This is a genomic window from Bradyrhizobium sp. Leo114 (assembly GCF_055229415.2).
In genome coordinates, this window is the sequence record NZ_JBUYEN020000022.1 from 75,669 (window position 1) to 99,779 (window position 24,111).

General features: G+C 62.5%; 24 protein-coding genes and 1 pseudogene. 6 read left to right on the plus strand and 19 right to left on the minus strand.

The features are described from left to right. The first annotated feature begins 87 nt into the window (after positions 1–87). The gene (locus ACZIRK_RS25565) at positions 88–243 is read left to right on the plus strand and encodes a hypothetical protein (RefSeq protein ID WP_463328314.1); all 156 of its coding nucleotides are present in this window, start codon (positions 88–90) and stop codon (positions 241–243) included. A gap of 15 nt (positions 244–258) precedes the next feature. On the opposite strand, the pseudogene ACZIRK_RS25570 reads toward ACZIRK_RS25565, so the two are convergent. From ACZIRK_RS25570 to ACZIRK_RS25610, 9 genes and pseudogenes are all read right to left on the minus strand, one after another. Then, positions 259–1,660 (minus strand): annotated as a pseudogene (locus tag ACZIRK_RS25570) (amidase). Between the two features lie 92 nt (positions 1,661–1,752). Next, positions 1,753–2,514: an SDR family NAD(P)-dependent oxidoreductase gene (locus ACZIRK_RS25575; protein WP_456642681.1), complete on the minus strand. Its 762-nt coding sequence runs from the start codon at positions 2,512–2,514 to the stop codon at positions 1,753–1,755. A 76-nt stretch (positions 2,515–2,590) separates the two neighbouring features. Further along, positions 2,591–3,301: an ABC transporter ATP-binding protein gene (locus ACZIRK_RS25580; protein WP_130223980.1), complete on the minus strand. Its 711-nt coding sequence runs from the start codon at positions 3,299–3,301 to the stop codon at positions 2,591–2,593. Beyond that, positions 3,291–4,010, minus strand: coding sequence for an ATP-binding cassette domain-containing protein (locus ACZIRK_RS25585; protein ID WP_463328315.1), 720 nt, complete (start codon positions 4,008–4,010; stop codon positions 3,291–3,293). Before ACZIRK_RS25585 ends, ACZIRK_RS25580 begins: the two co-directional genes overlap by 11 nt. 1 nt (position 4,011) lies before the next feature. Continuing rightward, entirely contained in the window at positions 4,012–5,085 is a 1,074-nt protein-coding gene (locus tag ACZIRK_RS25590; protein WP_463328316.1) for a branched-chain amino acid ABC transporter permease, read from the minus strand. An 11-nt stretch (positions 5,086–5,096) separates the two neighbouring features. Next, on the minus strand, positions 5,097–5,963 hold the full coding sequence (locus ACZIRK_RS25595) for an ABC transporter permease subunit (RefSeq protein ID WP_028162223.1): 867 nt from the start codon (positions 5,961–5,963) through the stop codon (positions 5,097–5,099). 82 nt (positions 5,964–6,045) lie between these two features. Next, a complete protein-coding gene (locus ACZIRK_RS25600) occupies positions 6,046–7,284 on the minus strand; it encodes an urea ABC transporter substrate-binding protein (protein ID WP_456642684.1) in 1,239 nt (412 codons plus the stop codon). A gap of 33 nt (positions 7,285–7,317) precedes the next feature. After that, positions 7,318–8,316, minus strand: a complete 999-nt coding sequence (locus tag ACZIRK_RS25605) for an acetamidase/formamidase family protein (protein ID WP_130223970.1) — start codon at positions 8,314–8,316, stop codon at positions 7,318–7,320. Positions 8,317–8,333: 17 nt separating this feature from the next. After that, positions 8,334–9,734, minus strand: coding sequence for an amidase (locus tag ACZIRK_RS25610; protein WP_463328317.1), 1,401 nt, complete (start codon positions 9,732–9,734; stop codon positions 8,334–8,336). Positions 9,735–10,154: 420 nt separating this feature from the next. Here ACZIRK_RS25610 and ACZIRK_RS25615 point away from each other — a divergent pair, with 420 nt between their 5' ends. Both ACZIRK_RS25615 and ACZIRK_RS25620 read left to right on the plus strand, forming a co-directional pair. After that, positions 10,155–11,330 carry a transporter substrate-binding domain-containing protein gene (locus ACZIRK_RS25615; RefSeq protein WP_463328318.1) on the plus strand — a complete coding sequence of 392 codons (1,176 nt, stop codon included), beginning with the start codon at positions 10,155–10,157 and terminating at the stop codon, positions 11,328–11,330. Further along, on the plus strand, positions 11,327–11,914 hold the full coding sequence (locus ACZIRK_RS25620; protein ID WP_028162218.1) for an ANTAR domain-containing response regulator: 588 nt from the start codon (positions 11,327–11,329) through the stop codon (positions 11,912–11,914). Before ACZIRK_RS25615 ends, ACZIRK_RS25620 begins: the two co-directional genes overlap by 4 nt. A 12-nt stretch (positions 11,915–11,926) precedes the next feature. Here ACZIRK_RS25620 and ACZIRK_RS25625 read toward each other — a convergent pair whose 3' ends face one another. From ACZIRK_RS25625 to tcuA, 3 genes are all read right to left on the minus strand, one after another. Continuing rightward, positions 11,927–12,229: a putative quinol monooxygenase gene (locus ACZIRK_RS25625; protein ID WP_463328358.1), complete on the minus strand. Its 303-nt coding sequence runs from the start codon at positions 12,227–12,229 to the stop codon at positions 11,927–11,929. A gap of 82 nt (positions 12,230–12,311) precedes the next feature. Continuing rightward, positions 12,312–13,418, minus strand: coding sequence for a tricarballylate utilization 4Fe-4S protein TcuB (gene tcuB, locus ACZIRK_RS25630; RefSeq protein WP_463328319.1), 1,107 nt, complete (start codon positions 13,416–13,418; stop codon positions 12,312–12,314). After that, entirely contained in the window at positions 13,405–14,796 is a 1,392-nt protein-coding gene (tcuA, locus tag ACZIRK_RS25635; protein WP_463328320.1) for an FAD-dependent tricarballylate dehydrogenase TcuA, read from the minus strand. Before tcuA ends, tcuB begins: the two co-directional genes overlap by 14 nt. Before the next feature lie 141 nt (positions 14,797–14,937). On the opposite strand from tcuA, the gene ACZIRK_RS25640 reads away from it, so the two are divergent. Next, complete coding sequence (locus ACZIRK_RS25640; protein WP_463328321.1) at positions 14,938–15,618, plus strand: GntR family transcriptional regulator; 681 nt, start codon at positions 14,938–14,940, stop codon at positions 15,616–15,618. A gap of 13 nt (positions 15,619–15,631) precedes the next feature. Here ACZIRK_RS25640 and ACZIRK_RS25645 read toward each other — a convergent pair whose 3' ends face one another. The 6 genes from ACZIRK_RS25645 to ACZIRK_RS25670 all read right to left on the minus strand — a co-directional run bounded on the left by ACZIRK_RS25645 (position 15,632) and on the right by ACZIRK_RS25670 (position 20,348). Then, complete coding sequence (locus ACZIRK_RS25645; RefSeq protein ID WP_463328322.1) at positions 15,632–16,387, minus strand: IclR family transcriptional regulator; 756 nt, start codon at positions 16,385–16,387, stop codon at positions 15,632–15,634. A gap of 8 nt (positions 16,388–16,395) precedes the next feature. Then, complete coding sequence (locus ACZIRK_RS25650; RefSeq protein WP_463328323.1) at positions 16,396–17,280, minus strand: NAD(P)-dependent oxidoreductase; 885 nt, start codon at positions 17,278–17,280, stop codon at positions 16,396–16,398. A gap of 51 nt (positions 17,281–17,331) precedes the next feature. Then, positions 17,332–18,528 (minus strand): ABC transporter substrate-binding protein, encoded by a 1,197-nt coding sequence (locus tag ACZIRK_RS25655; protein WP_028162213.1) that lies wholly within the window; start codon positions 18,526–18,528, stop codon positions 17,332–17,334. Positions 18,529–18,548: 20 nt separating this feature from the next. Next, positions 18,549–19,406: an alpha/beta fold hydrolase gene (locus ACZIRK_RS25660; protein WP_463328324.1), complete on the minus strand. Its 858-nt coding sequence runs from the start codon at positions 19,404–19,406 to the stop codon at positions 18,549–18,551. Beyond that, entirely contained in the window at positions 19,403–19,840 is a 438-nt protein-coding gene (locus ACZIRK_RS25665; RefSeq protein WP_463328325.1) for a hypothetical protein, read from the minus strand. The genes ACZIRK_RS25660 and ACZIRK_RS25665 overlap by 4 nt, the downstream gene beginning before the upstream one ends. A 361-nt stretch (positions 19,841–20,201) precedes the next feature. After that, complete coding sequence (locus ACZIRK_RS25670) at positions 20,202–20,348, minus strand: hypothetical protein (protein WP_165435076.1); 147 nt, start codon at positions 20,346–20,348, stop codon at positions 20,202–20,204. Between the two features lie 234 nt (positions 20,349–20,582). On the opposite strand from ACZIRK_RS25670, the gene ACZIRK_RS25675 reads away from it, so the two are divergent. After that, positions 20,583–21,944, plus strand: coding sequence for an epoxide hydrolase family protein (locus tag ACZIRK_RS25675; RefSeq protein WP_463328326.1), 1,362 nt, complete (start codon positions 20,583–20,585; stop codon positions 21,942–21,944). Between the two features lie 45 nt (positions 21,945–21,989). Then, on the plus strand, positions 21,990–22,655 hold the full coding sequence (locus ACZIRK_RS25680; RefSeq protein ID WP_463328327.1) for a VOC family protein: 666 nt from the start codon (positions 21,990–21,992) through the stop codon (positions 22,653–22,655). A gap of 83 nt (positions 22,656–22,738) precedes the next feature. Here ACZIRK_RS25680 and ACZIRK_RS25685 read toward each other — a convergent pair whose 3' ends face one another. Then, entirely contained in the window at positions 22,739–24,088 is a 1,350-nt protein-coding gene (locus ACZIRK_RS25685) for an MFS transporter (RefSeq protein ID WP_463328328.1), read from the minus strand. Positions 24,089–24,111 lie beyond the last annotated feature (23 nt).

The following is a 24,111-nucleotide window of genomic DNA, read 5'->3' on the forward strand; positions in this document are numbered from 1 at the left end:
AGTTGCTAGAGCACGATGCGGAAAAGTGGAAACCGGTTTTCCGAAAAGATCATGCCCAAACAAAGAGACGAGATCGGAGTTGGAACCATGAGCGACGCGCAGGTAGGCCTCATCACCGCGACGCCTCTGATCATGATCTTCGCCGGTGCGCTGCGCGCGGTGGGTGTCCTGTCGACCACCGCGACGGTCGCGGCGATTGCACTGTCGGCCGCAATCGCCGCGTTGCTTTTCTTGACCCAGTAGCCGGTCTCCGAACGGTCATCCAATCGGCGGCCGGAGGGTATGCCAGTCCGTGACCGACTGGAACGCGTGAGCTGCGCGCGCGAGCATATCCTCTGAGAGATGCGGGCCGACCAGCTGCATGCTCAGCGGCATCCGATCCGACGCCATCCCCATGGGGAGCGTGATCGTCGGACTCCCGCTGAAGTCGAACACCGCGGTGAAGCGCAGGATGCTCAAGAGCACGTTCGGATCGGCGCCGTATTCACTCATCTTCGCAAGGCTCGGAATCGGCACCGGCATCGTCGGAATGAGCAAAAGATCGATATCCCCGAACAATGCTGCCAGGCTGCCGCAGAACTTGAGGCGCTCATGATGAATGGCCGCGATCTCGACACCGCTCACCGACCTGCCCTGCTCGATCAACTGCGCAAGGTCCGGACCGTATTCCGATTTGCGTGATGGATAGGTCTCCAGATGCGCTTCGGCTGTCTCGACCGAGCACATCGGGATCCATAGCCTGACGAGTTTCTCGTAGGAGGGAAATCGAACCTCACGGATTTCGGCACCGAGCTCCACCAGCGTGCGCTCGGCCTCCAGCAAGGCCGCCACGACCTGCGGGTCGATTCCATCCTGCGTGTATTTGCGATCCACACCAATCCTGAGGCCGCGTACGCCATCGCCGATTCGGGCCAGATAATTCGGAACGGGAGCCTGCAGAGCCGTCGGGTCGTTGACATCAGCGCCTGCGATGACGCCCAGCATCGCTGCGGCGTCCGCAGCACTTCGGCACATCGGTCCGATATGATCGAGCGAGTCCGCCAGCGGGAAAATTCCATAGCGGCTCACCCGGCCCCATGTCGGCTTGATTCCGGTCAACCCGCAGGTCGCCGAAGGAAATCTGATCGAACCGCCGGTGTCGCTTCCGATCGATCCGTAGCAGAGACCGGCGGAGGTGGCGACGCCCGATCCGGTCGATGAGGAGCCGACCCAATAGTCCGCATTCCAGGGATTGAGCGGCGCCTGATCATCAGGATGATGGCTCGTATAGGCGCCTTCCGTCATCTTGAGCTTTCCGAGCGTGACCGCGCCGGCGCGCTCGAGCCGATCAACGATCGTCGCATTGAAGGACGGCACGAACGTCGCATGAACCTTCGTGCCGCCCGCCGTCGGCGCAAATGTCGTGTAGCACAGGTCCTTCAGACCGATCGGAACGCCATGAAGCGGGCCGCGCCAAATGCCCTTGCCGATCTCGCTGTCATGCTGCCTTCTGCGCCATGGCCCGCTCCGCGAGGACGACGGCATATCCGTGCAAGCCTCCATCGAGCTTGTCGATGCGGTTCAACGTTGCTTCAGTGACCTCCGAAGGCAACACCTCCTTGCGGCGAAACAATTCGGACAGTTCAGATATGGACTTGTAGTGCAGTTGATCCGCAGACATGTCGAGTTCCTGTTGTCATCGGGAATGCGCTCGCGCGCCAGCACCGGACGCTCCGGCGTCGGGACCTTTCATTCGAATTCCGCCGCGCCTACCTAGAACTGCACGCCTCGTGTCAAGGCACCGTCCACGACAAGGTTAGTTCCCGTGATGAAGCTGGCCGCCCGGCTCGCAAGGAACACGACGGCATTCGCCATCTCCTGTGGCGTGCCCATCCGTCCTGTCGGATTGAGCGCCAACGCACTCTTGTACAGTTCGGGATTGCTGTCCTTGATCATGTTCCAGACACCGCCCTCGAAATAGGTGTTGCCCGGAGACACGGAATTGGCGCGTATGCCCTTCGCGGCGAGCTGATAGGCCAGGCCCTGCGTATAGTGGATGATCGCCGCCTTGAAAGTGCCGTAGGGGCCGCTCGCAAAATCGACCTCGCGTCCCGACACGCTGGAGATCGTCACGATCGCAGGAGCGCCGCTCTTTTCCAGATATGGCATCCCGGCATTCACCAGGCGGACCGTTCCCATCATGTCGGTGGAGAATTCCTTCTCCCAGCTTTCCTCGTCCTGCCCTATGGACAGGGCGCTGACATTGGCGACGACGACATCAATGCCGCCGAGCTTCGATGCCATGTTGCTCACCCAGGCCTTGAGTGCCGCACCATTGGATACATCGACCGAACCGCCAAACGCCGCAACGCCCTTTGCCTTGAGCGCCGCGACCGTGCTGTCCACGTCCGCCTGATTGCGCGCGCAAATTCCGACATTGGCGCCCTCATTGGCGAAGGTCTCGGCGATCGCCCTGCCGATGCCCTTGGTGCTGCCCGTGACGAGAACGTTGGCTCCTTTAAGACCTAAATCCATGTTCGTCTCCCTCCCTGATCATTTTGATTTCAAATGACGCGTTCATGAACAAGGCGCGCTCCTGCAAAGGTGAGGCTCATAACAGCAGTTGCGCGCGGACATTGTCTGCGTTGACGTCCTCGCCGGCCAGCGATCGCGTGATCTTACCTTTTTCCATGATGTAGCAGCGCTCGGCGATCTCCAGGATCGTATCCAGGTTCTGCTCGACGAAAACGATCGTCGTTCCCAGCTCAGCCCGGAACGATTTCAGCGCGTCGCAAATGTGCTGCACGATCGACGGCTGGATACCCTCGGACGGCTCGTCGAGGATCATCAAGGTCGGATTTCCGATCAGAGCCCGGCCGATCGCAAGTTGCTGTTGCTCGCCTCCGGACATGGTGCCGGCAACCTGCCGCCGCCGCTCCTTCAATCGTGGAAAATACTCATAGACGAGCTCGGGCAGCTTCTTGCCCTCTGGTCCGCCGATCAGTTCGCCGACCTGCAGGTTTTCCTCGACGCTCATCTGCGGAAACACATCCCGTCCCTGCGGGATGTAACCGAAGCCGGCGCGCGCCCGGGCGTCGGCCTGCAACTGGGTCACATCCTCACCTAAGAAGGTGATCGTGCCGCGCCACGTCTCCAGAAGCCCGATCAGGCACCGCATCAGCGTCGACTTGCCGACGCCGTTCCGGCCGATCACGCCGACGATCTCGCCGCGGGACACCGACATGCTCACGCCCTGCAGGATCGGCGTGGCGCCGTAACCCGCCCAGAGTTCCGATACGTCCAGAATCCGATCAGTGGGCATGCGTCTTACCAAGGTAGATTTCAGCGACTTTCTCGTCCTGAATGATCGTCTCGAGACTGCCTCGCGCGAAGATCTTGCCGAGATGCAGCACGGTCACGCGTTGCGCAATCTGCCGCACAAATGCCATGTCGTGCTCGACGACGAGAATCGTCATGCCCTCGGCATTGAACGACTTGATGAGCTCCCCGGTCTTGAACGTCTCCTCCGGCGACATGCCGGCGGTCGGCTCGTCCAGCAATAATAGCTGCGGCTGCAGCGCCAGCGCCATGCCGATTTCGAGCCACTGCTGCTGGCCGTGCGAAAGAGCACCGGCCAATTTGCCGCTGTCCGACGCAAGATCAAGAAGCGTGAGCAGCCGCTCCTCCTCAACGTCGCGCTCCGCGCCCGAGAGGCGCCCCTGCAGCGCGATCTGGATATTCTGCCGGACTGGCAGCTCCTTGAACACGCTCGGCGCCTGCATCTTGATGCTCATGCCCCGCTGCACACGCGCAAAGGGGCGTTCCTCGGTGATATCGATGGAGTCGAAGAAGATGCTGCCTTTGGTCGGCGGATAGAGGCCGACGATCAGCTTGAACAGCGTGCTCTTGCCGGCGCCGTTGGGGCCGATCAGGCAATGAACCTCCCCGGCATTGATAGTCAGATCGACGTCGGAGACCGCCGTCAATCCGCCAAAGCGTTTAGTCACGCCCTTCACATCGACAAGTGCCATGTCAGGCCTCATCCGATTGCAGGCGACCGGTGTCCGCCAGAGTGGAATTCGCGTCACGCCGCCGGCGCCCGGTCCAGCGATCGACCACGAGCTTGCCAACACCGAGCACAAAACCCTGCGGCGCCAGCATCACGGTGGCGAGCAGAAGCGTACCCATCAGCACGAGCGCAGCCTGCTGGCTATAGACAGTGATGGTCTGGAAGCCGAACAGCAGCAGGAACGAGCCAACCAGCGTCGCCGTCAGATCGCTTCGTCCGGAGAATGCGACCCACACGATCGGCATGGCGGCGGCCGGCAGTCCGATGCTCGATGGGGTGATGAACTGCCCCCAGGACGTATAAAGGGCGCCGCTGAGGCCGGCGAGCCCGCTCCCGATGACGAATGTAAGCAATTGATACTTGCGGACGTCGTAGCCGAGCATCTCGGCGCGCTGCGGGTTCTCGCGCGTCGCGACGATCACGTTGCCGATGCGCGAGTTCACCAGCATGCGCAGCGCGATGTAGACGATCACGATCAGCGCGACCATGACGTAGTACAGCGCGGATCCCTCGATGTAGAAATCGCCGATTGTGAGCGGATCCATGCCCTTCATGCCGTTGAAGCCGTTCAGCCGCGCAGTGCCAATGTGCCATTCCGGTCCGGCCGTCTGTCCAAGGAAGAACGCCAGCACCAGCGTCGCCGACAGCGTCACGATGCCGAAGAAGATGCCGCTGATGCCGCCCCAGATCATGAAATAACCGAGGATTCCTGCCGCGATCATCGCGATGATCACCGACAGCACCAGCGCTGCGATCGTCGTCGAACCTCCGCCCATGTTGATGGCCAATACGCCATAGGCATAACCGGAGATGCCGAAGAAGAATGTCTGGCCGAACGACAGCATGCCGCCATAGCCCCACATCAGGCAGAGGCCGAGCGCCATGAAAACCCAGATAAGGAAATAGGAGAAGTTGCCGACATCGTAGGAGTCCGCGAAGACCGGATAGATCAACGCGGCTGCCAGCACGGCGAGAAAGCAGGACCAGAACGTCCATCCACGTCCCAAGGTCTGCGGACCATCAAGCAGTTTGAACATCACACCCCCGCTCAGCGTCCGCGACGGACCAGCACGCTGGAAAGGCCTTCGGGCAAGACACGGATGATCAGGATCACTGCAAACAGCATGCCGATCTGGCCGATGATCTGCCCATAGCTTGCATTGAGGGCCATTCGAATCATCGCCAGGAACACGGCGGCCGGCGCGGTACCAAGCAGGACATTGGCCCCGCCGACCACGACGGTGACGAAACTCTCCACCACGAACGTAGCACCCATCGTCGGAATCAGCGTCATCGTCGGCGCGTAAAGCGCACCGCAAAGGCCGGCGAGCCCGGCGCCGATGCCGAAACTGATTGCGTAGATCCGCCCGGTGCGCGCACCCAACGCCTTTGCCATCGCGGCATTCTGCATCGTCGCACGCGCCATCACGCCGAACCGTGTCTTCATGAAGATCACGTAGAGACCGATCAGCACAGCGACCGCACACGCGAACAGCACGAGTCGATAGGTCGAGAATGTGTAGCCGCCGATCGCAAAGCTGCCCTCCGGCGTGCCGATCCCCGTGACCGACGATCCCACGATCAGCAGCATCGATTGCGTGACGATCAGGCTGAGTCCCCAGGTGGCGAGCAAGGAATCCAGCGGTCTCTTATATAGCCGACGAACAATGAGGTATTCGACGGCAACCCCGATCAATCCAGCCGTCACCGCGGCAAGCCCCTGCGCAATGGCAAGCGGCACGCCGAGCTTCACAAGTCCGACCGTCACATAGGCTCCGCACATGATGAACTCGCCATGCGCCATGTTGATGACGCCCATCATGCCGAACACGATCGCAAGACCTGCGGCCGAGAGGATTAGAAACGCGAAGACGTCGGCGAATTGGTAAAATACCGAGAATAGTTCAGCCGACATCGTCGGTCTCCCGCTCCTTCGTCATGGACGCCGCAGCGATGCGGCGTCCGCGCAATTCAAAGTCATGATCCGATGAGTGGCGTCACGACTTGTTCGGCAAATGACTCGGCGTGTACTGGTCCTTGTCATTCTTCTTGGTGAGGTCGCAGCCGATGTCGCCAAGCCAGTACGGCTTGATCGTTCCGTAGTCCTTCACGACGGTCACCTCATGTTGAGGACCGACGGAGATCAGACGCATGCGGTGAGAAGTGTGCTGGCTCTTCGGGTCGATGCAGACCTTGCCTTCGGGTGCATCGATGCAGGCCTCACCAGTTGCGATCACCTTGCGCATGTCCTCGAGCTTGGTCGATTTCGCCTTCTCGACCAGCGCCTTGTACATGTAGAGCGCGTTATAGGCGTTGTAGCCCATGTCGTTGATGTAGAGTTCATCGGGGAACTTCGCGTGCCAGCGCTTCTTGAAGTCGTTGGCTTCGGGCGTATCGATCTCCTCGAACCAGTTCGCGGTCGCATGCATGTTGTTGAGCGCCGGCGGCTTGAACCGCTTGTGCTCGAAGCCGAGCATGACCTTGATCGACGAGCCCATCGGCAAATTGAGCTTTGCCGCGGCGGCCTGCTCGAAGAACGAGTCCTGGGCGGCGCCGACATTGATGGTCAGGAGCCAATCCGGCTTCGCCTTCTGGATATTCTGGATCGTCTGCGCGAACTGCGAAACGCCGAGCGGGATGAATTCCTCGCCGACGACCTCGCCGCCGAGATCCTTCATGATCTTGCGGTTCCACTCCGCCGAGATCTGTCCGAAATTGTAGTCGGCAGCGATGACGTAGACCTTCTTTCCGAACTTCTCGACCATCCAGGGGATCAGCGTCGAGAACTGCTGCTCGGGGACCGCCCCCATGCTGATCATGCTCGCGTCGCAGACGCCGCCTTCGTACTGGTTGGTGTAGAAATACGGCGTGGTCGTCCGATCGATGATCGGCCGGACGGCCTCGCGCGAAGCGGACGTGATGCCTCCGATCAGCACATCGACCTTGTCGCGACTGAGCAGACGTCGCGCAAACTCTTGATAGCGGGCATTGTCGCCCTGTGGATCGAGATGGATGAGCTCGATCTGCCGCCCGAGGATGCCGCCGCTCTTGTTGATCTCCTCGACCGCAAGCTGCGAGCCGTGAAGTTTCGGCATGCCCATGAATGCCAGATCGCCGGAGACGTCCTCGAGCAGACCGACCTTCAGCGGCGGCTCGGCTGCCTGCGTGGCACCGAACGCTGCCGTCCCCAGCACGACGCCAAGAAGAGCGGTCCGGAGCAGATGTCCTGATTTCATTGAAATGTCCCCTTGTTGAAAAGCGGCTGAAATTTACGCCTTGAGGTAGGTTTTCAGGATCGATGCACCCATCGTGTATTTCGGGTCGACCATGTTGCCGAGCCGCATGCGCCCGGTCTGGCTGAGCAGCATGTACGCGTCGATCTCGTCGAAGCCGTAATCCGCGCTCATCCATCGCGTGAGTTCGCGGTAGGCGATGCGGGCCGCATCCTCGAGCGGGCGTGCGCTGCCGATGGTCATGATGAAATCGCGCGTCTCCAGACGGGGCCAGGCAAAGCTCCAGTTCTTGATCAGATCGATCTGGAGCGTGACCGTCGCACGCTGTTCGAGCGCAACGCCGGAGAGTTCGCCATCTCCCTGTGTTGCATGGCAGTCGCCGACGTAAAGAAGCCCGCCCTCGGCATGCACGGGCAAATAAAGAACGGCCCCGGGTGCGACATCGGGCAGGTCCATGTTGCCGCCATGATAGTCCGGCTGCAACGAGGAGATTGCCTCGATCTCGGGCGAGACACCAATCGTGCCGATGAACGGCTCGTAGGGCAGCGTGATCTTGTCGTTCCAGCGCACGCCGTTCCTGTCGACATGCAGCTTGCGGACGCGCTCAGGCAGCGGTGGATTGAGCATCGCTGTCGAGCTCGTCCCGACAAGCCCGCCGAACTCAGGGATGATGCAGGTCGTTCCGGCCGGCTGCTCGCCGCGAGTCTCAACGTCGTGGATATAAACGGCAAGGCAATCGCCCTTCTTGGCGCCCTTCACTGCGATCGGCCCGCATTGCGGGTTGAGGTAGGGAAAGTTCAGTTTCGCCGTCGGACTGTCGCTCTCGCTCGTAAGCACGCCGCCGAACGCGTCCTCGGTCTCGACGACAACGACCTCTCCCGGATCGATCGACAGCGTCGGCTTCGCATAGGGTCCGTAGACGTAGTGAAAGCCCCCCTGCTGCTCGATCGTCAAACTACGTTTCGTGCCGGCCACCCCCTTGGCGAGGCCGCGCTTCGACATGATGGAACTCTGCAACCAATCTTCTGCTGTCATGCGAACGGCTCCTTGGATCAGAGAGCGGGATGATGCTTGTGCCAATCGGTGACGCGCTGGAACGCGTCACCCGCATGGACAAGACCCGCTTCATCGAAATGGCGGCCGACAAACTGAAAGGCGACCGGGCCGCCGTTCGGGGCGAAACCGCCCGGAAGCGTAATGGTCGGGCTTCCGGTCATGTCGAACGGACAGGTGAAGCGCAGCAATCCGGCGATCAGGGAAGCGTCTTCGCCGAGCGTTGCCATCGTCGCGAGCGTGGGTGCGGCAAAGGCTTGGGCCGGCACAGCGATGAGATCGACCGTCTCAAACAACCGTCGCACCGCGCCGCGAAACGCTTCGCGCCGCAGCACGATCTTCTGATAGTCGGCGCCGGACTGCTGCAGGCCGAGATCGAGCAGCCCCGCAAGCGCGGGACCGTATTCGCCCTTGCGCGACGGGTAGGTCGCCTCGTGCGCAACCGCTGCCTCGATGCCGCAAAGCGGAAACCAGTCGTCGACAATGGCCTTGGTATCCGGAAAGGCGATCTCGCCGATTTCTGCGCCGAGGTCCACCGCGACCCGCAAAGCTTCACTGAGGACCTTGCTTGCGGCCTCATCGGTGCCTTCGCTGGTCCAGCGCCGATCGACACCGATCGCAACGCCCCGCAGACTGCCGGACAGGCCGGCAAGATAGTCCGGCACGGCCAGCGGCACGGCGGTGGTGTCCTTGGCGTCCTCGCCCGCGATCGCGCCGAGCATGGCACCGCAATCGACCGCGCTGCGCGTCATCGGCCCGATATGATCCAGCGTCGCCGCGAGTTCGAACGCGCCATAGCGACTGACCCGCCCCCAGGTCGGCTTCAGCCCGGTGATGCCGTTGGCTGCGGATGGAAAGCGGATCGAGCCGCCGGTGTCGGTGCCGAGCGAGCCGAAGCAGAGGCCGGCTGCGGTGGCGGAACCCGAACCGCTCGACGACGCGCCCGACCACAAATCCACGTTCCATGGATTTTTCGGTGGGTCGATCTTCGGATGATGATCGGCGTAGGCACCTTCGGTCTGCTGCAGCTTGCCAAGGATGATCGCGCCCGCCTCTTTCAGGCGCGCAACGACCGTGGCATCCTCACTCGGACGGAAGTCGCGATGGATGGTCATTCCATGCGCGGCCGGTGCGCCCTTGACCCAGCAAAGATCCTTGATCGCAACCGGCACGCCGTGCAGCGGCCCCTTGACCTTACCAGAGGAGATTTCCTTTTCTGCTGCCGTCGCTTCCGCAAGCGCGGAATCAGCCATGACACAGGCGTAACTCTTGAGCTTGGGATCGAGCCGATCAATCCGTTCAAGCATCGCCTTTGTCACTTCGACAGGCGACAGCTTCTTCGCCTGTATCTGCTGCCCAACCTCGACCAACCCGAGATAGCAAATATCTGTCGTCGGCATCGCCTTTTGTTCCTCGCTCGTCGCTTCCCAGGCGCATCAGGCCGATCGTCGCGCACGCGCCATCGGCCTGGCGACACGCATGTTTCGCCAGTTTCTTGTACGGCAAAAGAAAAAAGCCACCCGCCCCTCCGGAATGAGGTGACGAATGGCTCAAATGCCGCTGCTATGGTCTATCGCATGGGCTCAAGATCGAACGGAGCAGTCGCCGCTGGGATCAGGACGTCATCGGCCTGACCGAAGCAAATTACGGTTCGACAGTAAGCCCGGCAGTCAAAAATTCTAGGTTCGTGCCTAGCGCATTGTCAACGAGGGAGGTTGCACAAATTTCGCGAGCGTCATGCGCAGTAAATCGGCAAGACCTCTTGCACCGATATCGGCGATGATGATTTCCTCAGGGCTCCGTCTCGTCGAAAGCCATCAATGACAAAGCCGTCGGTTCCAGTTGGCATCATATGTTCGCACTCCGGGCCCTATCAGGCCATGGGCCGCGAGATATTGAAGAGCGCCCTCATGGCGGTCGACGAGATCAACAATCACCCTGACTTTGATTTCTCGCTCACCGCGCATGTCCGCGATCCCCGCGGGGTCATTTCGGAATACCACACGGTTTGCGATGACCTCATTCGCAACGCAGGCGTCGAGCATATCATCGGCTGCTACACTTCGGCCTCGCGCAAGCAAGTGCTGCCGATCGTCGAGCGAACCGATCGCCTGCTCTGGTACCCTGCCCGTTACGAAGGGTTCGAATGCTCCGACAACGTCATCTATGTCGGCGCGTCGCCCAACCATAATGTGCTGCCGCTCGTGCGCTACGTGCTCGACAATTTATCACGACACATCTTCTGCGTCGGATCCAACTATGTCTGGACCTGGGAGACCAATCGCGTCACCCGCGAACTGGTAACAGCGGCGCAGGGAAGCATCCTTGCCGAACGGCTGCTCGAGCTGGGCGAAAGCGCAGTCGGGCACATCGTCGACGAAATCGTCCGCCGCAAGCCGCCCGTCGTCTTCAATACGCTCGTCGGCAGTTCGAGCTACGATTTCATCCGCGCCTTTCATGCCGCTACCACGGCGGCCGGTCTCGACATTCCGATGCTGAGTTGCAGCCTCTGCGAGCCGGAGCTCAAGATAGTCGGACCCGCATCCGCAGGATGCATCACGTCGTCAGCCTATTTCGAGAGCATCCGCCTGCCCGAGAACCTCGCCTTCGTGCAGCGCTGGAAGGCGCGTCATGGCGAAGCCAGCAGCCCCTGCGTCGATGGACAATCCACCTATGTCGCGGTGTATCTCTTGGCGCGCGCGCTGCATCGGGCCGGGACGTCTAACATTGGTGAGGTGCGGCGCGCGGCCGCCGGCTATCGCTACAATTCGCCGCAGGGACCGGTCTGGATCGATGGTGCCAATAACCATTGCGTCCTTACGCCGCGTCTGGCCGTCTCGAATGCGCAGGGACAGTTCGACATCTTCTGGGAGTCCGACGCACCGGTTAAGCCGGATCCCTATTTGACGCAGCTCGACATCGCCGCCGGACCCGTGCGTGAGAAGTCAAGGGACGGAACGTCGCCGAGTGCGCTTCATTTGCGGGTTGTGAAATGAGCAAACCGTCTTCATTTTCCCTCCGCGGCCGCAAGGCCCTCGTCGCCATCAAGGACGAGCGCGACCTGTCGATCGTCAGGCGCCAGTTCGAACGTCTGGGAATCGACGTCCTGACATGGGAGCAAGGAAGCGCTCTCGCGTGTCAGTCGGATGTGACGCTGATCGACGATGAATTCCTGCCGCTGACCTCGCCGACGCAGCGGGCCTTGCTTGGACAATGTCCTGTCATCGCCCTGCTCGGCACGGAGACTCCAAGCCGGCTGAAGCTGGTGCTGGAACTCGACCCGGCGTCATTTCTGGTCAAGCCGCTGCGCTCAGCCGGCATCTACGCCGCACTGGTGATGGCGTTCGAGCGGGCCGAGCGCACCAACGAATTGAAGCAACAAGTCCTCAAGCTGGAAGAACGCCTGCGCTCGCGCCGCGTCGTATTGGCTGCCGTCCTTCAGGTGATGCACACGCACTCCGTTGCCGAACCTGCCGCTTTTGCGCTGATCCGGCGAGCTGCCATGGAGCAGCGCAAAACCATCGAGCAGATGTCGGCCGAAATCGCCGCGAACGGCAGCCTACCCCGCGCGACAGGATAGATTCGCGATGATCTAGTCGTTCTTCCTGGAAATTTCGGTGCCGGTCACCAGCGTCACCTCGCCATCGATGATGGGCTTGCCGACGCCGAAGAAGCGGAGGACGGCGTCGGAATTGTTGTGCATATCCATCGCTGCGCGATCGACGTAGCGCTCGTAGGTCGTGAACACACACGGGTCGATCGTGTCCTGCGATATGTAATAGCCGACAGTCGTCGTTTCGTTCGCGCGAACGCTCGCTGCGACTTCGAGCAGCGCCTGACGCATGACGGCCTCATGGCCCTTCTTGGCCCGGATAATCGCGGTGATGGTCAACATGTCGCCCTCCCCCGGCTCACGGATGATCGGCGGCGCCAGATCATCGTCCGGCTCGCGCAGCGCGAACATGCCATCTGTTCGCCTAATCGCTCAAGCCGTGACGCCGCTCCTGTGCATAGCGCACCAACGCGGCGAAGCGGTAGATGCCGTGGACGAACTTGCCATAGGGCATGGTGATGAACAGCGCGAACACGGCGCCGAGATGCAGCGCGAGCAGCGGTCCCATCGCCGGCGTCTCGCGCAACAGCAGCAGCGCCATTCCGGTGATGCCCGTCAGGAACAGCATGGCGATGAACCCGACATCCATGCCATAGCTGGTATCATCGAGCAGCGCGGGATCACGCTGTCCTTTCGCCAGGAGCAGCCCGATCGGCCCGACGATCAGGCCGATGCCGCCGAGCGAGCCAAGCACGACCGGCACGTCCCACCACGGATAGGGCGCCTCGCGTCCCAGGAGATAGTGATAGAGCGTGGCAACCGACGTCGCCGCAAAGCACAGCAGGAAGCCGTAGAAGGTGAGATGGTGATAGAGCTTACGCCGATCGGTGGGCCGATCGTCCTCATTGTAGCAGCCGACCCCGCCGCCATGGAGATAGCGCAGCTCACCGGCATCGCGAATCGCCTGGAAGATCGAGCCGCCGTCGGCGTGCCCACCGATCGGCTCGCCAATATCGCGCCAGAATGCGCGCACGCTCATGACGAGGGCCAGGATCGCATAGAGAAAAGCCGCGCTGAACAGCGCCGCCATCGTGTTATGAGGCATCAGTTTATAGAAGGCGCCAGGGCCGGTATGGATGCCGAAAAGCACACTCGGATCGTTGAAGGCGGCAAAGCCGAGGATGAAGGCGGCCATGCTGAAGGCGGCAATCAGGCTGATGACGAGCCCATTGCGTGCGAACACGCCGGACAGCGCGCGCGGCCAGGCATAGGCGGCATAGGATTCGGCGCGCGCCACCGCCAGCGTCTTCGGCACATTGACGTTGAACTCATGCGGCGGCGAGAACTGGCAGTCGACATAGCAGGCGCCGCAGGCGTGACAGAGATTGGCGAGATAGTTGAGGTCGCCGTCGGAGAACGACCGGCGCATCTCCATCGCGGGGAAGACCGCGCACAGCCCCTCGCAATAGCGACACGAATTGCAGACCGTCATCAGACGATCGGCTTCCTGCAAGATCCTAGTTCCGTGCATTCTTTGCCGCTTCCCGTCCTGCGATCCGGCCGAACACGCTGCCGATGGTCATGCCGATGCCGGCGGCATAGCCGCGTCCCAGCACATTGCCGGCCATGATCTCGCCGGCGGCGAACATGTTGGCGGAAGGTTTGCCATCCTTCATCAGCATCCGCGCCTGCTTGTTCACGCGCGTGCCGAGATAGGTGAAGGTGATGCCGGGCCGCACCGGATAGGCGAGATAAGGCGGCGTCTCGATCCGGCGCGCCCAATGCGTCTTCGGCGGCACGATGCCTTCGGTGCGGCAATCATCGAGGATGGTGTGATCGAAGGTGCCGGGCCGCACCGCGGCGTTGAACTCGGTGATGGTCTTTTCCAGCGCCGCCGGATCAAGCTCGAGCTTGCCGGCAAGCTCGGCGATCGTACCGCCCGCGATCGGCGGGAACAGCGTCGGCATGAAGCTGGTCACGACTGTCGAATCGAAAATGATATGGGCGATCTGGTCGGGCTGTGCGGCGACCAGCCGGCCCCAGATCGCATAGCGCTTCGGCCAGATGTCCTCGCCTTCGTCGTAGAAGCGCTCGGCGTGTTTGTTGACGACGATGCCGAACACGACGGAATCATGGCGTGTGATGATGCCGCCGTCGAATTTCGGCGCGCGGGCGTCGATCGCCACCGCGTGGCACTGCGTGGGATCGCCGACCTGGTGCACGCCCTTGGCCAGCAGCATCTTCAGGATCGAGCCGCGATTATAGGGCGTGCCGCGGATCAGGAAGTTGTCGGCGGCCTCGCCCCAATATTCCCTGAGCCATTCGATGTTGGCTTCGAAACCGCCGGCGGCGGCCACCAGCGTTGAGGCGCTTACCTCCGTTGTGCCGTCGATCGGCCGCCTCAGTTCGGCCGAGAGGAACATGCCGTCCTCGACCTTGATATCGACGACTTCGGCATCATAGCGGATGTCGACGCCAAGCCGTTCCGCGGTGAGATAGAGCGCGTTCAGCATCGCGCGTCCGCCGCCGAGGAAGAACGAATTGGTGCGGCCAAGGCTGAGCGTGCCGCCGAGCGAGGGCTGCCAGCGCACCCCCTGTTCCACGATCCAGTCCAGGATGTCCTTGGACTCGCGGATCATGAACCTGGCGAGGTCCTCGTCGGTCTCCCCGCCGGTCACCCGCAACAGATCGTCCCAGAATTCCTCCTCGGTGTAGGGACCGGTGAGGATCTCGGTCGCGGCGTCGTGGGCGCAGCGCATGTTGCGCGTATGGCGCGTATTGCCGCCGCGGTAGAACTTTGGCGCCCCCTCCAGCACCAGCACGGAAGCGCCCGCACGGCGCGCGCTGATCGCCGCGCACATGGCCGCGTTGCCGCCACCGATCACCAGCACGTCGTATTTGCTGCTCATTCCCTCTGCCCAACCGAAAGGCCATTTTCGGCGCTTTCCGGGATGCCTGCACCATTGTCCATTTCTGTATACAAAGATATACATAAGCACCGCAAGCGCCGTCTTTGCATGGGATTGATGCGCTTTGCGACCGGAGACAGGATGGCAAAGCGGCCAAACAAGGCGATCGGATCGATTTCGCGCGGTTCCGGCGTTCAGCTCGGGGAAGCCGTGTTCCGCTCATTGTGCGAGGCGCTGAAGGCGGGAGCCTATCGGGCCGGAGACCGGCTGCGGGAAGAAGAGGTGGCACAGCGGCTGAAGGTCAGCCGCACGCCGGTACGCGAAGCGCTGGGTCGGCTTGCGGCGCGCGGTTTCGTGGCGCCGGCGGGCGGACGGGGGCTGATCGTCCGCAGCCTCGATATCGGCGAGGTGCTCGAGCTTTATACCATGCGCGAGATCCTGGAAGGCTCGGCCGCCCGGCTCGCCGCCGAACACGCCTCGCAGCCCGAGATCGATGCCCTGACCGACATCGAGCAGGCCTTTGCGGAACACCCGGACGATCCAGTCGAGATGGCAGAGCTCAACCGCGCCTTCCATGAAGCGATCTGCCGCGCTGCCCGCAATCGCTATCTCGGTAATGCTTCCAGGGAGCTGCAGGATTGGATTGCGCTGCTCGGCCCCACCACATTCTCCGTGGCCGGCCGCCCGTCGACCAGCCGCAGGGAACATCGCGCCATCATCAGCGCTATCGCGGCCCGCGACAGCGACAAGGCGGAGAAGCTGGCGCGCACCCATATCCGGGAAGCGCTGCGCTGCCGCCTGAAACTTCTGCAGAAGCAATAGCGCATGCTGCGCGCTATTTCCTTGCCCGCCGCTGCGTACGCGCCGTCCCCTCGAGCGGTGGGATGGCGCGGTCCAGGAGCTCGGTCGGACCGCCGAGCGAGCGCGTCAGCCGCGCCGCCGCTTGCGACAGCAGCGATGACATCGTCTTGATACTGTCCTTGGTGAAGCGCGGCTTGGGGCCGGACAGCGACAGCGCGCCGACGAGCTTGCCGTTCGGCCCGAACACGGGACAGGCAATGCCGGCACAGTCCGGGTCGCGCTCGCCGAACGAAACCGCAATGCCGCCCTTGCTGATGGGATCGTAGGCCTCGCCGCTCTCGCCATCGAACGCCAGGATGACTCGTCCTGCGGCGCCGCGGTCGAGCGGCAGCAGCATGCCGGCCTCGACGCGGTCGAGCGTCGAGTGCTGGGAATCGATGCGAAACACGCACAAGCGGCGCTTGCCGTCATGTCGGACGTGGAACGACGGACTTTCCGTGCCCGCGGCCACGAGTTGCCGCAGGACCGGCATCACCTGGTCATGCAGATTATTGGCGCGCTGATAGATCGCGCCCAATCGGAACGGCGTCGGCCCGAGATGGTAGCGGCCGTCGGTGAGCTGCACGAGATAGCCGAATTCCTGCAGCGAGGTCATCAGCCGCAGCAGCGTGCTCTTGTACATCCCGGTGTGCCGCGACAGCTCGGCGAGACTCATCGGCTCCGGCCTTTCCTCGAACGCCCCCAGGATAGTGAGCGCACGGTCGACGGCGGCAACGCCGGGCGAACGCATGGTGCTTCCTATTTGGAGAAGCCGGCGGAATCGATCAGCTTTGCGATGACTGGAAAATACGCATCCCCCATCCCCTTGTCGATCGTCTCCTCGAAAATGCTGCGCAGGAGCGCTGCGCCCCGCAGGTTCAGGCCGGCCTGGCCGCCCAGCTCAAGCGCATAGGTCAGATCCTTCAGTGCATATTCGGTCGAGAATGCCCGCAGCGGGAATTCCTTCGGCACGATCGCCTTCATGCCGTGATTGCGGAGCGCAAAACTGTCCGCCGACCCCTTGGACAGGGTTTCCAGCAGCAGCTTTGGTTCGACGCCGCTGTGGCTCGCGACGGCAACAGCTTCTGCCAATGCATTGACCGTCTCGAACAGCACCATGTTGTTCAGGATCTTCGTCACCTGGCCGGCGCCGGTGCCGCCGCAGAGCGTGACGTCGGTGGCGAAATGCCGGATCACCGGCTCGACCTTGGCAAACGCATCGACTGTGGCGCCAACCATCACGCTGAGCGTGCCATCCTGCGCCGCCTGGCGGGTGCGCGCGATCGGCGCGTCGATCCACAGCGCGCGCTTTTCCGCCAGGCGCCGCGCAAACTCGCGGGTCATGCCGACTTCGGAGGTACCGAGGTCGATCACGGTCTGACCGCTTCGGATCGATTGCGCGATGCCGCCCTCGAAGGCCGATGACACATGCTTCGCGCTCGGCAGGCAGATGAAGGTGATCTCGCTGCCGCTGACAACATCGGCAATCGACCCGGCGGCCACGCCGCCATCGGCGACGACCCGGGCCAGCGGCTCCGCCGAAAGGTCGAACGCCAGCACCTTCTGTCCGCTCTTGCGCACCAGATTGCGGCAGATCGGCTCGCCCATGACGCCAAGACCGATGAACCCGATTGTCCCTGTCATGCAGGCATTCTCCTCACACTTTGGGGCGGCGCCCCGCCCGTCTCGATAACTTCACTTGACCAGCGGACAGCCGCCTTCGCTCATGGGCCGGAACACCTCTTCGCCAGGCCTCGAGCTGACGATTCGGTAGTAGTCGTACTTGTACTTCGATTCTTCCGGCTTCTTCACCTGCACCAGATACATGGTGTGCAGCACCCGTCCATCAGGACGAATCGCGACATCCTTGTTGTACATGTCGTTGACCTTCATCTCGTGCATCTTGGCGGCAACAGCGGTCGCATCCGTCGTTCCGGCCGCCTTCACCGCGGCGAGATAGTGGTGGACGCCGCTATAGACGCCGGCCTGGACCATGCTGGCGACCTTGCCATCCATCAACGCCGCATAGCGCTTCGACCAGGCACGGGTGTCATCGTTGAGGTCCCAGTAGAAGGAGGTCGTCACCTGCAGGCCTTGCGTCGCCTTCAGCCCGAGCGAGTTGACGTCGGTGATGAAGACAAGGAGACCCGCCAGCTTCTGCCCACCCTCGACGATGCCGAACTCGCCGGCCTGCTTGATCGCGGTCTGCACGTCCGCACCCGAGGTAGCAAGCCCGACGACATCGGCCTTCGAGCCTTGCGCCTGCAGCAGGAACGAGGCGAAGTCCGCCGTGCCGAGCGGGTGCGCGGCCGAACCGATCACCTTGCCGCCGGCGGCCTCGATGAACTTGGTGGCGTCGCGCTGCAACGCATGGCCAAAGGCATAGTCTGCCGTAACGAAGTACCAGGTCTTGCCGCCGGCGCGCGTGATCGCATCGCTGGTCAGCTTCGACAGCGCATAGGTGTCGTAATTGAAGTGAAAGCTGATCGGCGAGCAGGACTTTCCGGTGAAGTCGGACGAGCCTGGGCCGCTGATCACGAAAATCTTGTTCTTCTGCCGCGCGATTTCGAGGATGGCAAAGCCGGCGGACGATGCGGCACCATCAGCGATCATGTCGACGCCTTCATTGTCGAACCATTTGCGCGCGGTGGCGGAGGCAATGTCCGGCTTGTTCTGGTGATCGGCGGTGATGATCTCGATCTTCTTGCCGAGGATTTCGTTGCCGAAATCCTCCGCCGCGAGCTTCGCCGCGGCCACCGAGCCGCGGCCGCCATTGTCGGCGAACACACCGGATTGGTCGTTGAGCACGCCGATTCGAATGACGTTATCGGCTGCCGACGCGACACTCACCTGCGCGGCCAGCACGGCCGCGATTATCAAACGCAACTTCATCAATACGCTCCCTACCTAACTCAAGTATTCTGTCCGTTCAGAATGTCCTGCAGCACTGGAGCGATGTAGGCGCGGAATTGCGCTGGATTCTCGCTCATCGGGAAATGGCCGAGCCGCTCCATGATCGTGGCCTTGGCGCCGGGAATGCTCGCGGCGGTACGCAGCGTGTCCTCCGGCGTGCAGGAAAAATCGTATTCGCCGGTCAAGAGATAGAGCGGGCACTGGCGCGCATCGATCTGGCCGACGCGGCCGCGCAAATCGCCGTCGACTCGGTAGAAATAGAGATCGCCCTTGAAGATGCCGGGACCGCCCTGCTTGTAGCCCCAAAGGGTCTCGTCGCGCGCGACCACTGGACCGTTCGGCGCGATCAGGCCCGAGACCAGCGCCGCGCAAACTTCGCCGCCATGGACATCGGACCGGTTCAGCCATGCCGTGTCGTACCAGGGCTGCTGGAAATCGGCGGCCTCAAGGCCGATCAACGCGCGAAACTCGCTGGCGTGCGAGATCGCAAGATTGAGGACGATACGGCCGCCGATCGAGCAGCCCATCACCACCGGCCGATCGAGATTCAGCGCGCTGCAAAAGGCGCGGATGATGGCCGTGTAGGTCGCGGTCGTCAGCCTGTACTCGTTGCCATACTGGCTGTCCGGCGGGTTCGACTTGCCGTGCCGGGGCATGTCGAACGCGATGATGCGGAATCGCTTCGTGAACTCTTCGTCGACCAGCAAATGGCGCCACTGCCGCGCATCGGAGCCGGCGGTGTGCAGGCAGACCAGGGGAATACCGGTGCCATTCTCCTCGAAATAGATGCGGTTGATCTCGCCATCGATCTCGACATGGACGTAGCGTCCGACGATCGGTTCGACAAAGCCGCTCATGGCGCGCTCACCAATCCGCTGCGACGTGGCAGCGCCAGGAGATCCTTGAAGTACTGCAGGTGCGACATGAAGGGATGCAGATCGCCTTCCAGTGTCGCCTCCCCGCGCTTGGTAAGCGCGAGCAGATCGTGCCAGCCCGGCGGCGGCACCGCCTGCCAATAGGCGCGATACGCGGCCGGCGTCGCGCGATAGGCGAAGCGCCAGGACCGCATCAGCACCGGCGCGGGAGTCATATCGAGGATGCGCCCGCCGCAAATGGTCACATGAAAGGGCTGCACCGTGGGTCCGAGCAGGCACTCCACGTCAAGCAGCCGGCCGCGGCCGATCAGCTTCTCGTCGCGCGACAGCAACTCTGGAATGGTCTTGAACGCATCGACCACCTGATTGTCGAACGCAACAGATGGCCGGTCGGTCGATGCCGCATCAGGGTTCACGCTCGATTCCTCCGGGCCGTTCGTTCTGCAGAACAGAACGATGTTCTATTTTTCTGCCACCCGTTTAAACGCACTTCCTGGCTGAACTCAAGGGGGTTCGGCCGCGGTTGGCGGTCGAGCCAGCGCTAAAGGTATTTCCGCGCGATCCGAGGGAGCGCGGGCATCACCACAATGGCGGCGGGATGATCCGTGCCCGGCTAACGCGCCGGGGAGATTCTCTGTAATGAGGCGATGTCAGCGCGGTTGATCGCGGGAAGACGTCGAATGCAAGCGCGTCGACCGCCGCTGCTGGCGCCAATAATATATTTCGATCGAGGCCGGAGCGCTCAATGCGCGCCAAGGCAGCCGTCTTACGGTAAAATCACCGGCGTTGCGGCGTTTCGTCGTCCTGCTGTGAGCTGGCTTCATCCGCCGCCGGGAATATGGCGTCATAGATCGCACGCGCTTCCCGGATAAGCCGGGCCCGCTCGAGCTCAGACTTTGGAACAAATCGAACGACTTCACCCATATGCGGCTCCAAGCCAGATTGGGGCAGTTCCCCGTTGGATGACAACTATCATTTCAAATAGATCGTAAATCCTGTCTGGATCCGCATCCCATCTGTCCCGATGCGGGCATAAAATGATCGTGAAGTCGCGTGAGAGAAGGAACCGAAGGTCCCCGACCATTTCCTCGAAACGGTGACGACTGCCGAACTGATCGCTGCTTTGTCGACGACTTCTGATTCAAAGGAGACAGTTCAATGACCGCTCGCATCGAGACACCCGTCGCAGTCGCGGCGGAGCAAACAAATCCCGAGATCGTCAACCAGGACAGGCGCAAGTTGCTGACTGCCACCGCGATGGGAATCGCTGTCGCAAGCGCGGCCAGCCTGTTTCCCGCCTATCCGGCGCCGGCTGACACAAGCGATGCGATCCGGCCGTTCCGCGTCAACGTCCCCGAAGAAGACCTCGTTGAGCTTCGCCGGCGGATCGTAGCGACGCGCTGGCCCGACCGCGAGACGGTCAATGACCAGTCGCAGGGCATCCAACTCGGCACGCTCAAGCCGCTCGTCGAATATTGGGGCAAAGGCTACGACTGGCGAAAGGCGGAAGCGAAGCTGAACTCTCTGCCCCAGTTCATGACCGAGATCGACGGCCTCGATATTTATTTTATTCACGTCCGCTCCAAGCATCCCAATGCGCTACCGGTCATCATCACCCATGGCTGGCCGGGCTCGGTGTTCGAGAACCTCAAGGTCATCGGTCCGCTCACGGATCCGACTGCCCACGGCGGACGCGCGCAGGACGCCTTCGACGTGGTCATCCCTTCGATGCCGGGCTTTGGCTTCTCCGGCAAGCCGACCGACACCGGGTGGGGTCCCGACCGCATCGCGCGAAGCTGGGCGGAGCTGATGCAGCGCCTTGGCTACACGAAATACGTCGCGCAGGGCGGCGACTGGGGCTCGCCCGTGTCGAGCGCGATGGCGCGCCTGGCGCCGGCAGGCCTGCTCGGCATCCACATCAACCTGCCGGCGGTCGTGCCATCGGAGATTGCCGCTGTGATCGCCGCCGGTGGGCCGGCGCCGGAGGGACTGTCCGAGAAGGAACGCGCGGCGTTCGACGCGCTCAGCGCGGCAGCCAAAAAAGGCAACAGGTCGTACGCGGTGATCATGGGCGCGCGGCCCCAGACCATCGGCTACGCCTTGGCGGACTCTCCGACAGGTCTCGCAGCATGGATGCTCGGCCATCCCGGCTTCACGAATTGGACCTACGACAACAGCGATCCAGAAAAGTCGCCTGACGAGGTGCTCGACGACATCACGCTTTACTGGCTGACGAACAGCGCAACGTCGGCGGCGCGGATCTATTGGGAATACGGCGGTGGGCGCAGCCCTGTGCTGGCGGCCGGAGAAAAGACTTCCGAGATCTCGCCGCCGGTTGCCATCACGGTATTTCCGGGGGAAAGCTATCAAGCCCCGGAGACCTGGGCCCGACGCGCCTATCGCAACCTCATCCATTTCCACGAGGTCGAGAAGGGCGGCCACTTCGCGGCCTGGGAGCAGCCGGAGCTCTTCAGCGCGGAGATCCGAGCCGCGTTCAGGCCGCTGCGGCAATCGATGTGAGATGAACAGGCACGCCAACCGACGACCAACATCAGGGAGATATCCATGACCGGTGCAACCGAAGGCGTGAGAGTACGGGTCGACATGAAGCTGGAGATCCTCGTCATTCCCGTTTCGGATGTCGACCGCGCGAAGCAGTTCTACGCGAACCTTGGCTGGAGGCTGGATGCCGACTTCGCCGCGGGTGACTGGCGCGTGATCCAGTTCACGCCGCCTGGCTCGCCCTGTTCAGTCATCTTCGGCAAGAACGTCACCGCGGCGGCACCCGGCTCCGCGCAAGGCCTCTATCTGGTCGTCTCCGACATCGAAGCCGCCCGCAACGATCTGCTCAGTCGCGGCGTCAAGGTCAGCGAGGCCTTCCACGGCGGCGGCGACGTGCACACTGGCACTGACGAACCCTATTTGTTTGGCCGACTGCGGGTCAGCGGCCCCGATCCCGACCGTGGCAGCTATCAGTCGTTTGCCTCCTTCAGCGATCCTGATGGCAACGGCTGGCTGCTCCAGGAGATCACCGCGCGTTTGCCGGGACGGGTGGACACGGACGGCACGACATTCGCCTCGCGTACCGATCTCGCGAGCGCGCTCCGGCGTGCGGCGGCCGCACATGGCGAGCACGAGAAGCGGAATGGCGGCCAGCGCGATGAGAACTGGCCTGACTGGTACGCCGAGTACATCGTCAATGAACAGGCCGGCAAGCCATTGCCATCATAGCAACGGCGTTGCCCGCAGCGCGTCGGTCAGTCGCCGCTCCATGAAGCAGAGCGGCGACTGGACGCGGAGTGGCTGCGCTGCCCTCAGGCCCGCTGCGGCATCGCCACGGGCAAGTCGTGCTGCGCCACCGGCTCGTCGGCGGCGATATCCTCCCGATAGGTCTCGGGCCCGATCCACACCGCGATCACCGTACACAGCGACAGGAACATCGCGTAGCAGGCGACCGGCCACCAACTGCCATAGGCCGCGACCAGCGCCGTTGCGACGAACGGCGCCGGACCGCCCGCAAGCAGCGAGCCGAGCTCGCGCGCAAACGCGAATCCCGCAAAACGCCGCTGCGGCGGGAACAGCTCGGCGAAGTAAGCGGCTTGCGGTCCGAACATCGCGGCCGTCACCACGGCCCGTGCCAGGATGAAGGCCACCGCGATCCAGATCCATTCTTTGGTACCGACCATCCAGAAGAACGGGAACGCCAGCGCCACGCCGGCGAGCGCGCCAAACATGTAGACCGGCCGCCGTCCGATGCGATCGGACAGCGCCGCAAAGCCGAGGATCGCAAACAGTTCAACGGTGAACGCGAGCATCAGCGCGCTCAGCGCCTCCGATTTCGGGACGCCCACCGTGGTGATGACGTAGCTGAGGCCGAACACCGGGAAGAAATAGCCGAGCCCGTTCTCGGCCATCCGCGCGCCCAGCACGACCAGGAAGTTGCGCGGATGCTGGCGCAGCGCCTCCATGGCCGGATTGCGCTCGATCTTGCCGCGCGCGACGACGGCCTCGGTATAGACAGGCGTTTCCGTCACGCGCAGGCGCACGAAGATGCCGACCAGGATCAACAGGAAGCTCGCCAGGAACGGCAGGCGCCAGCCCCAGCTCAACATCGCCTCGCGCGGCAGCATGGTCACCAGCGCAAAGGCGCCGGCGGCAAGCAGATTGCCGACGGATACGCCAAGCGGCGCGAAGCCGCCCCAGAAGCCGCGATGCCTCGCCGGCGCGTTCTCAACGAGATAGATCACCGCTCCGCCATATTCGGCGCCGGCGCCGAGGCCCTGCACCACGCGCATTGCGACCAGCAGCAATGGCGCCCAGATCCCAATCTGATTGTAGGTCGGCAGCAGCCCGATCGCGGTAGTGCCGATGCCGATCATCAGCAGCGTCGCGACCAGCACCGGCTTGCGGCCATAGCGATCACCCATGATGCCGAAAATGATGCCGCCCAATGGGCGCACCACGAAGCCGACACCGAAGGTCAGGAATGCCAGCAGCGTTCCGACGACGGGATCGCTCTTGGGAAAGAACAGCTCGCCGAACACCAGCGCAGCGGCCGTGCCATAGAGGAAGAAGTCATACCATTCGAGCGCGGAGCCGACGCTCGCAGCAAGGATCACACGTAAACGCGATTGGCCGGCGCCGCCCGCCTTGAGCTCGGTCATTGGTTTCCATCCCTGTTGTTTGT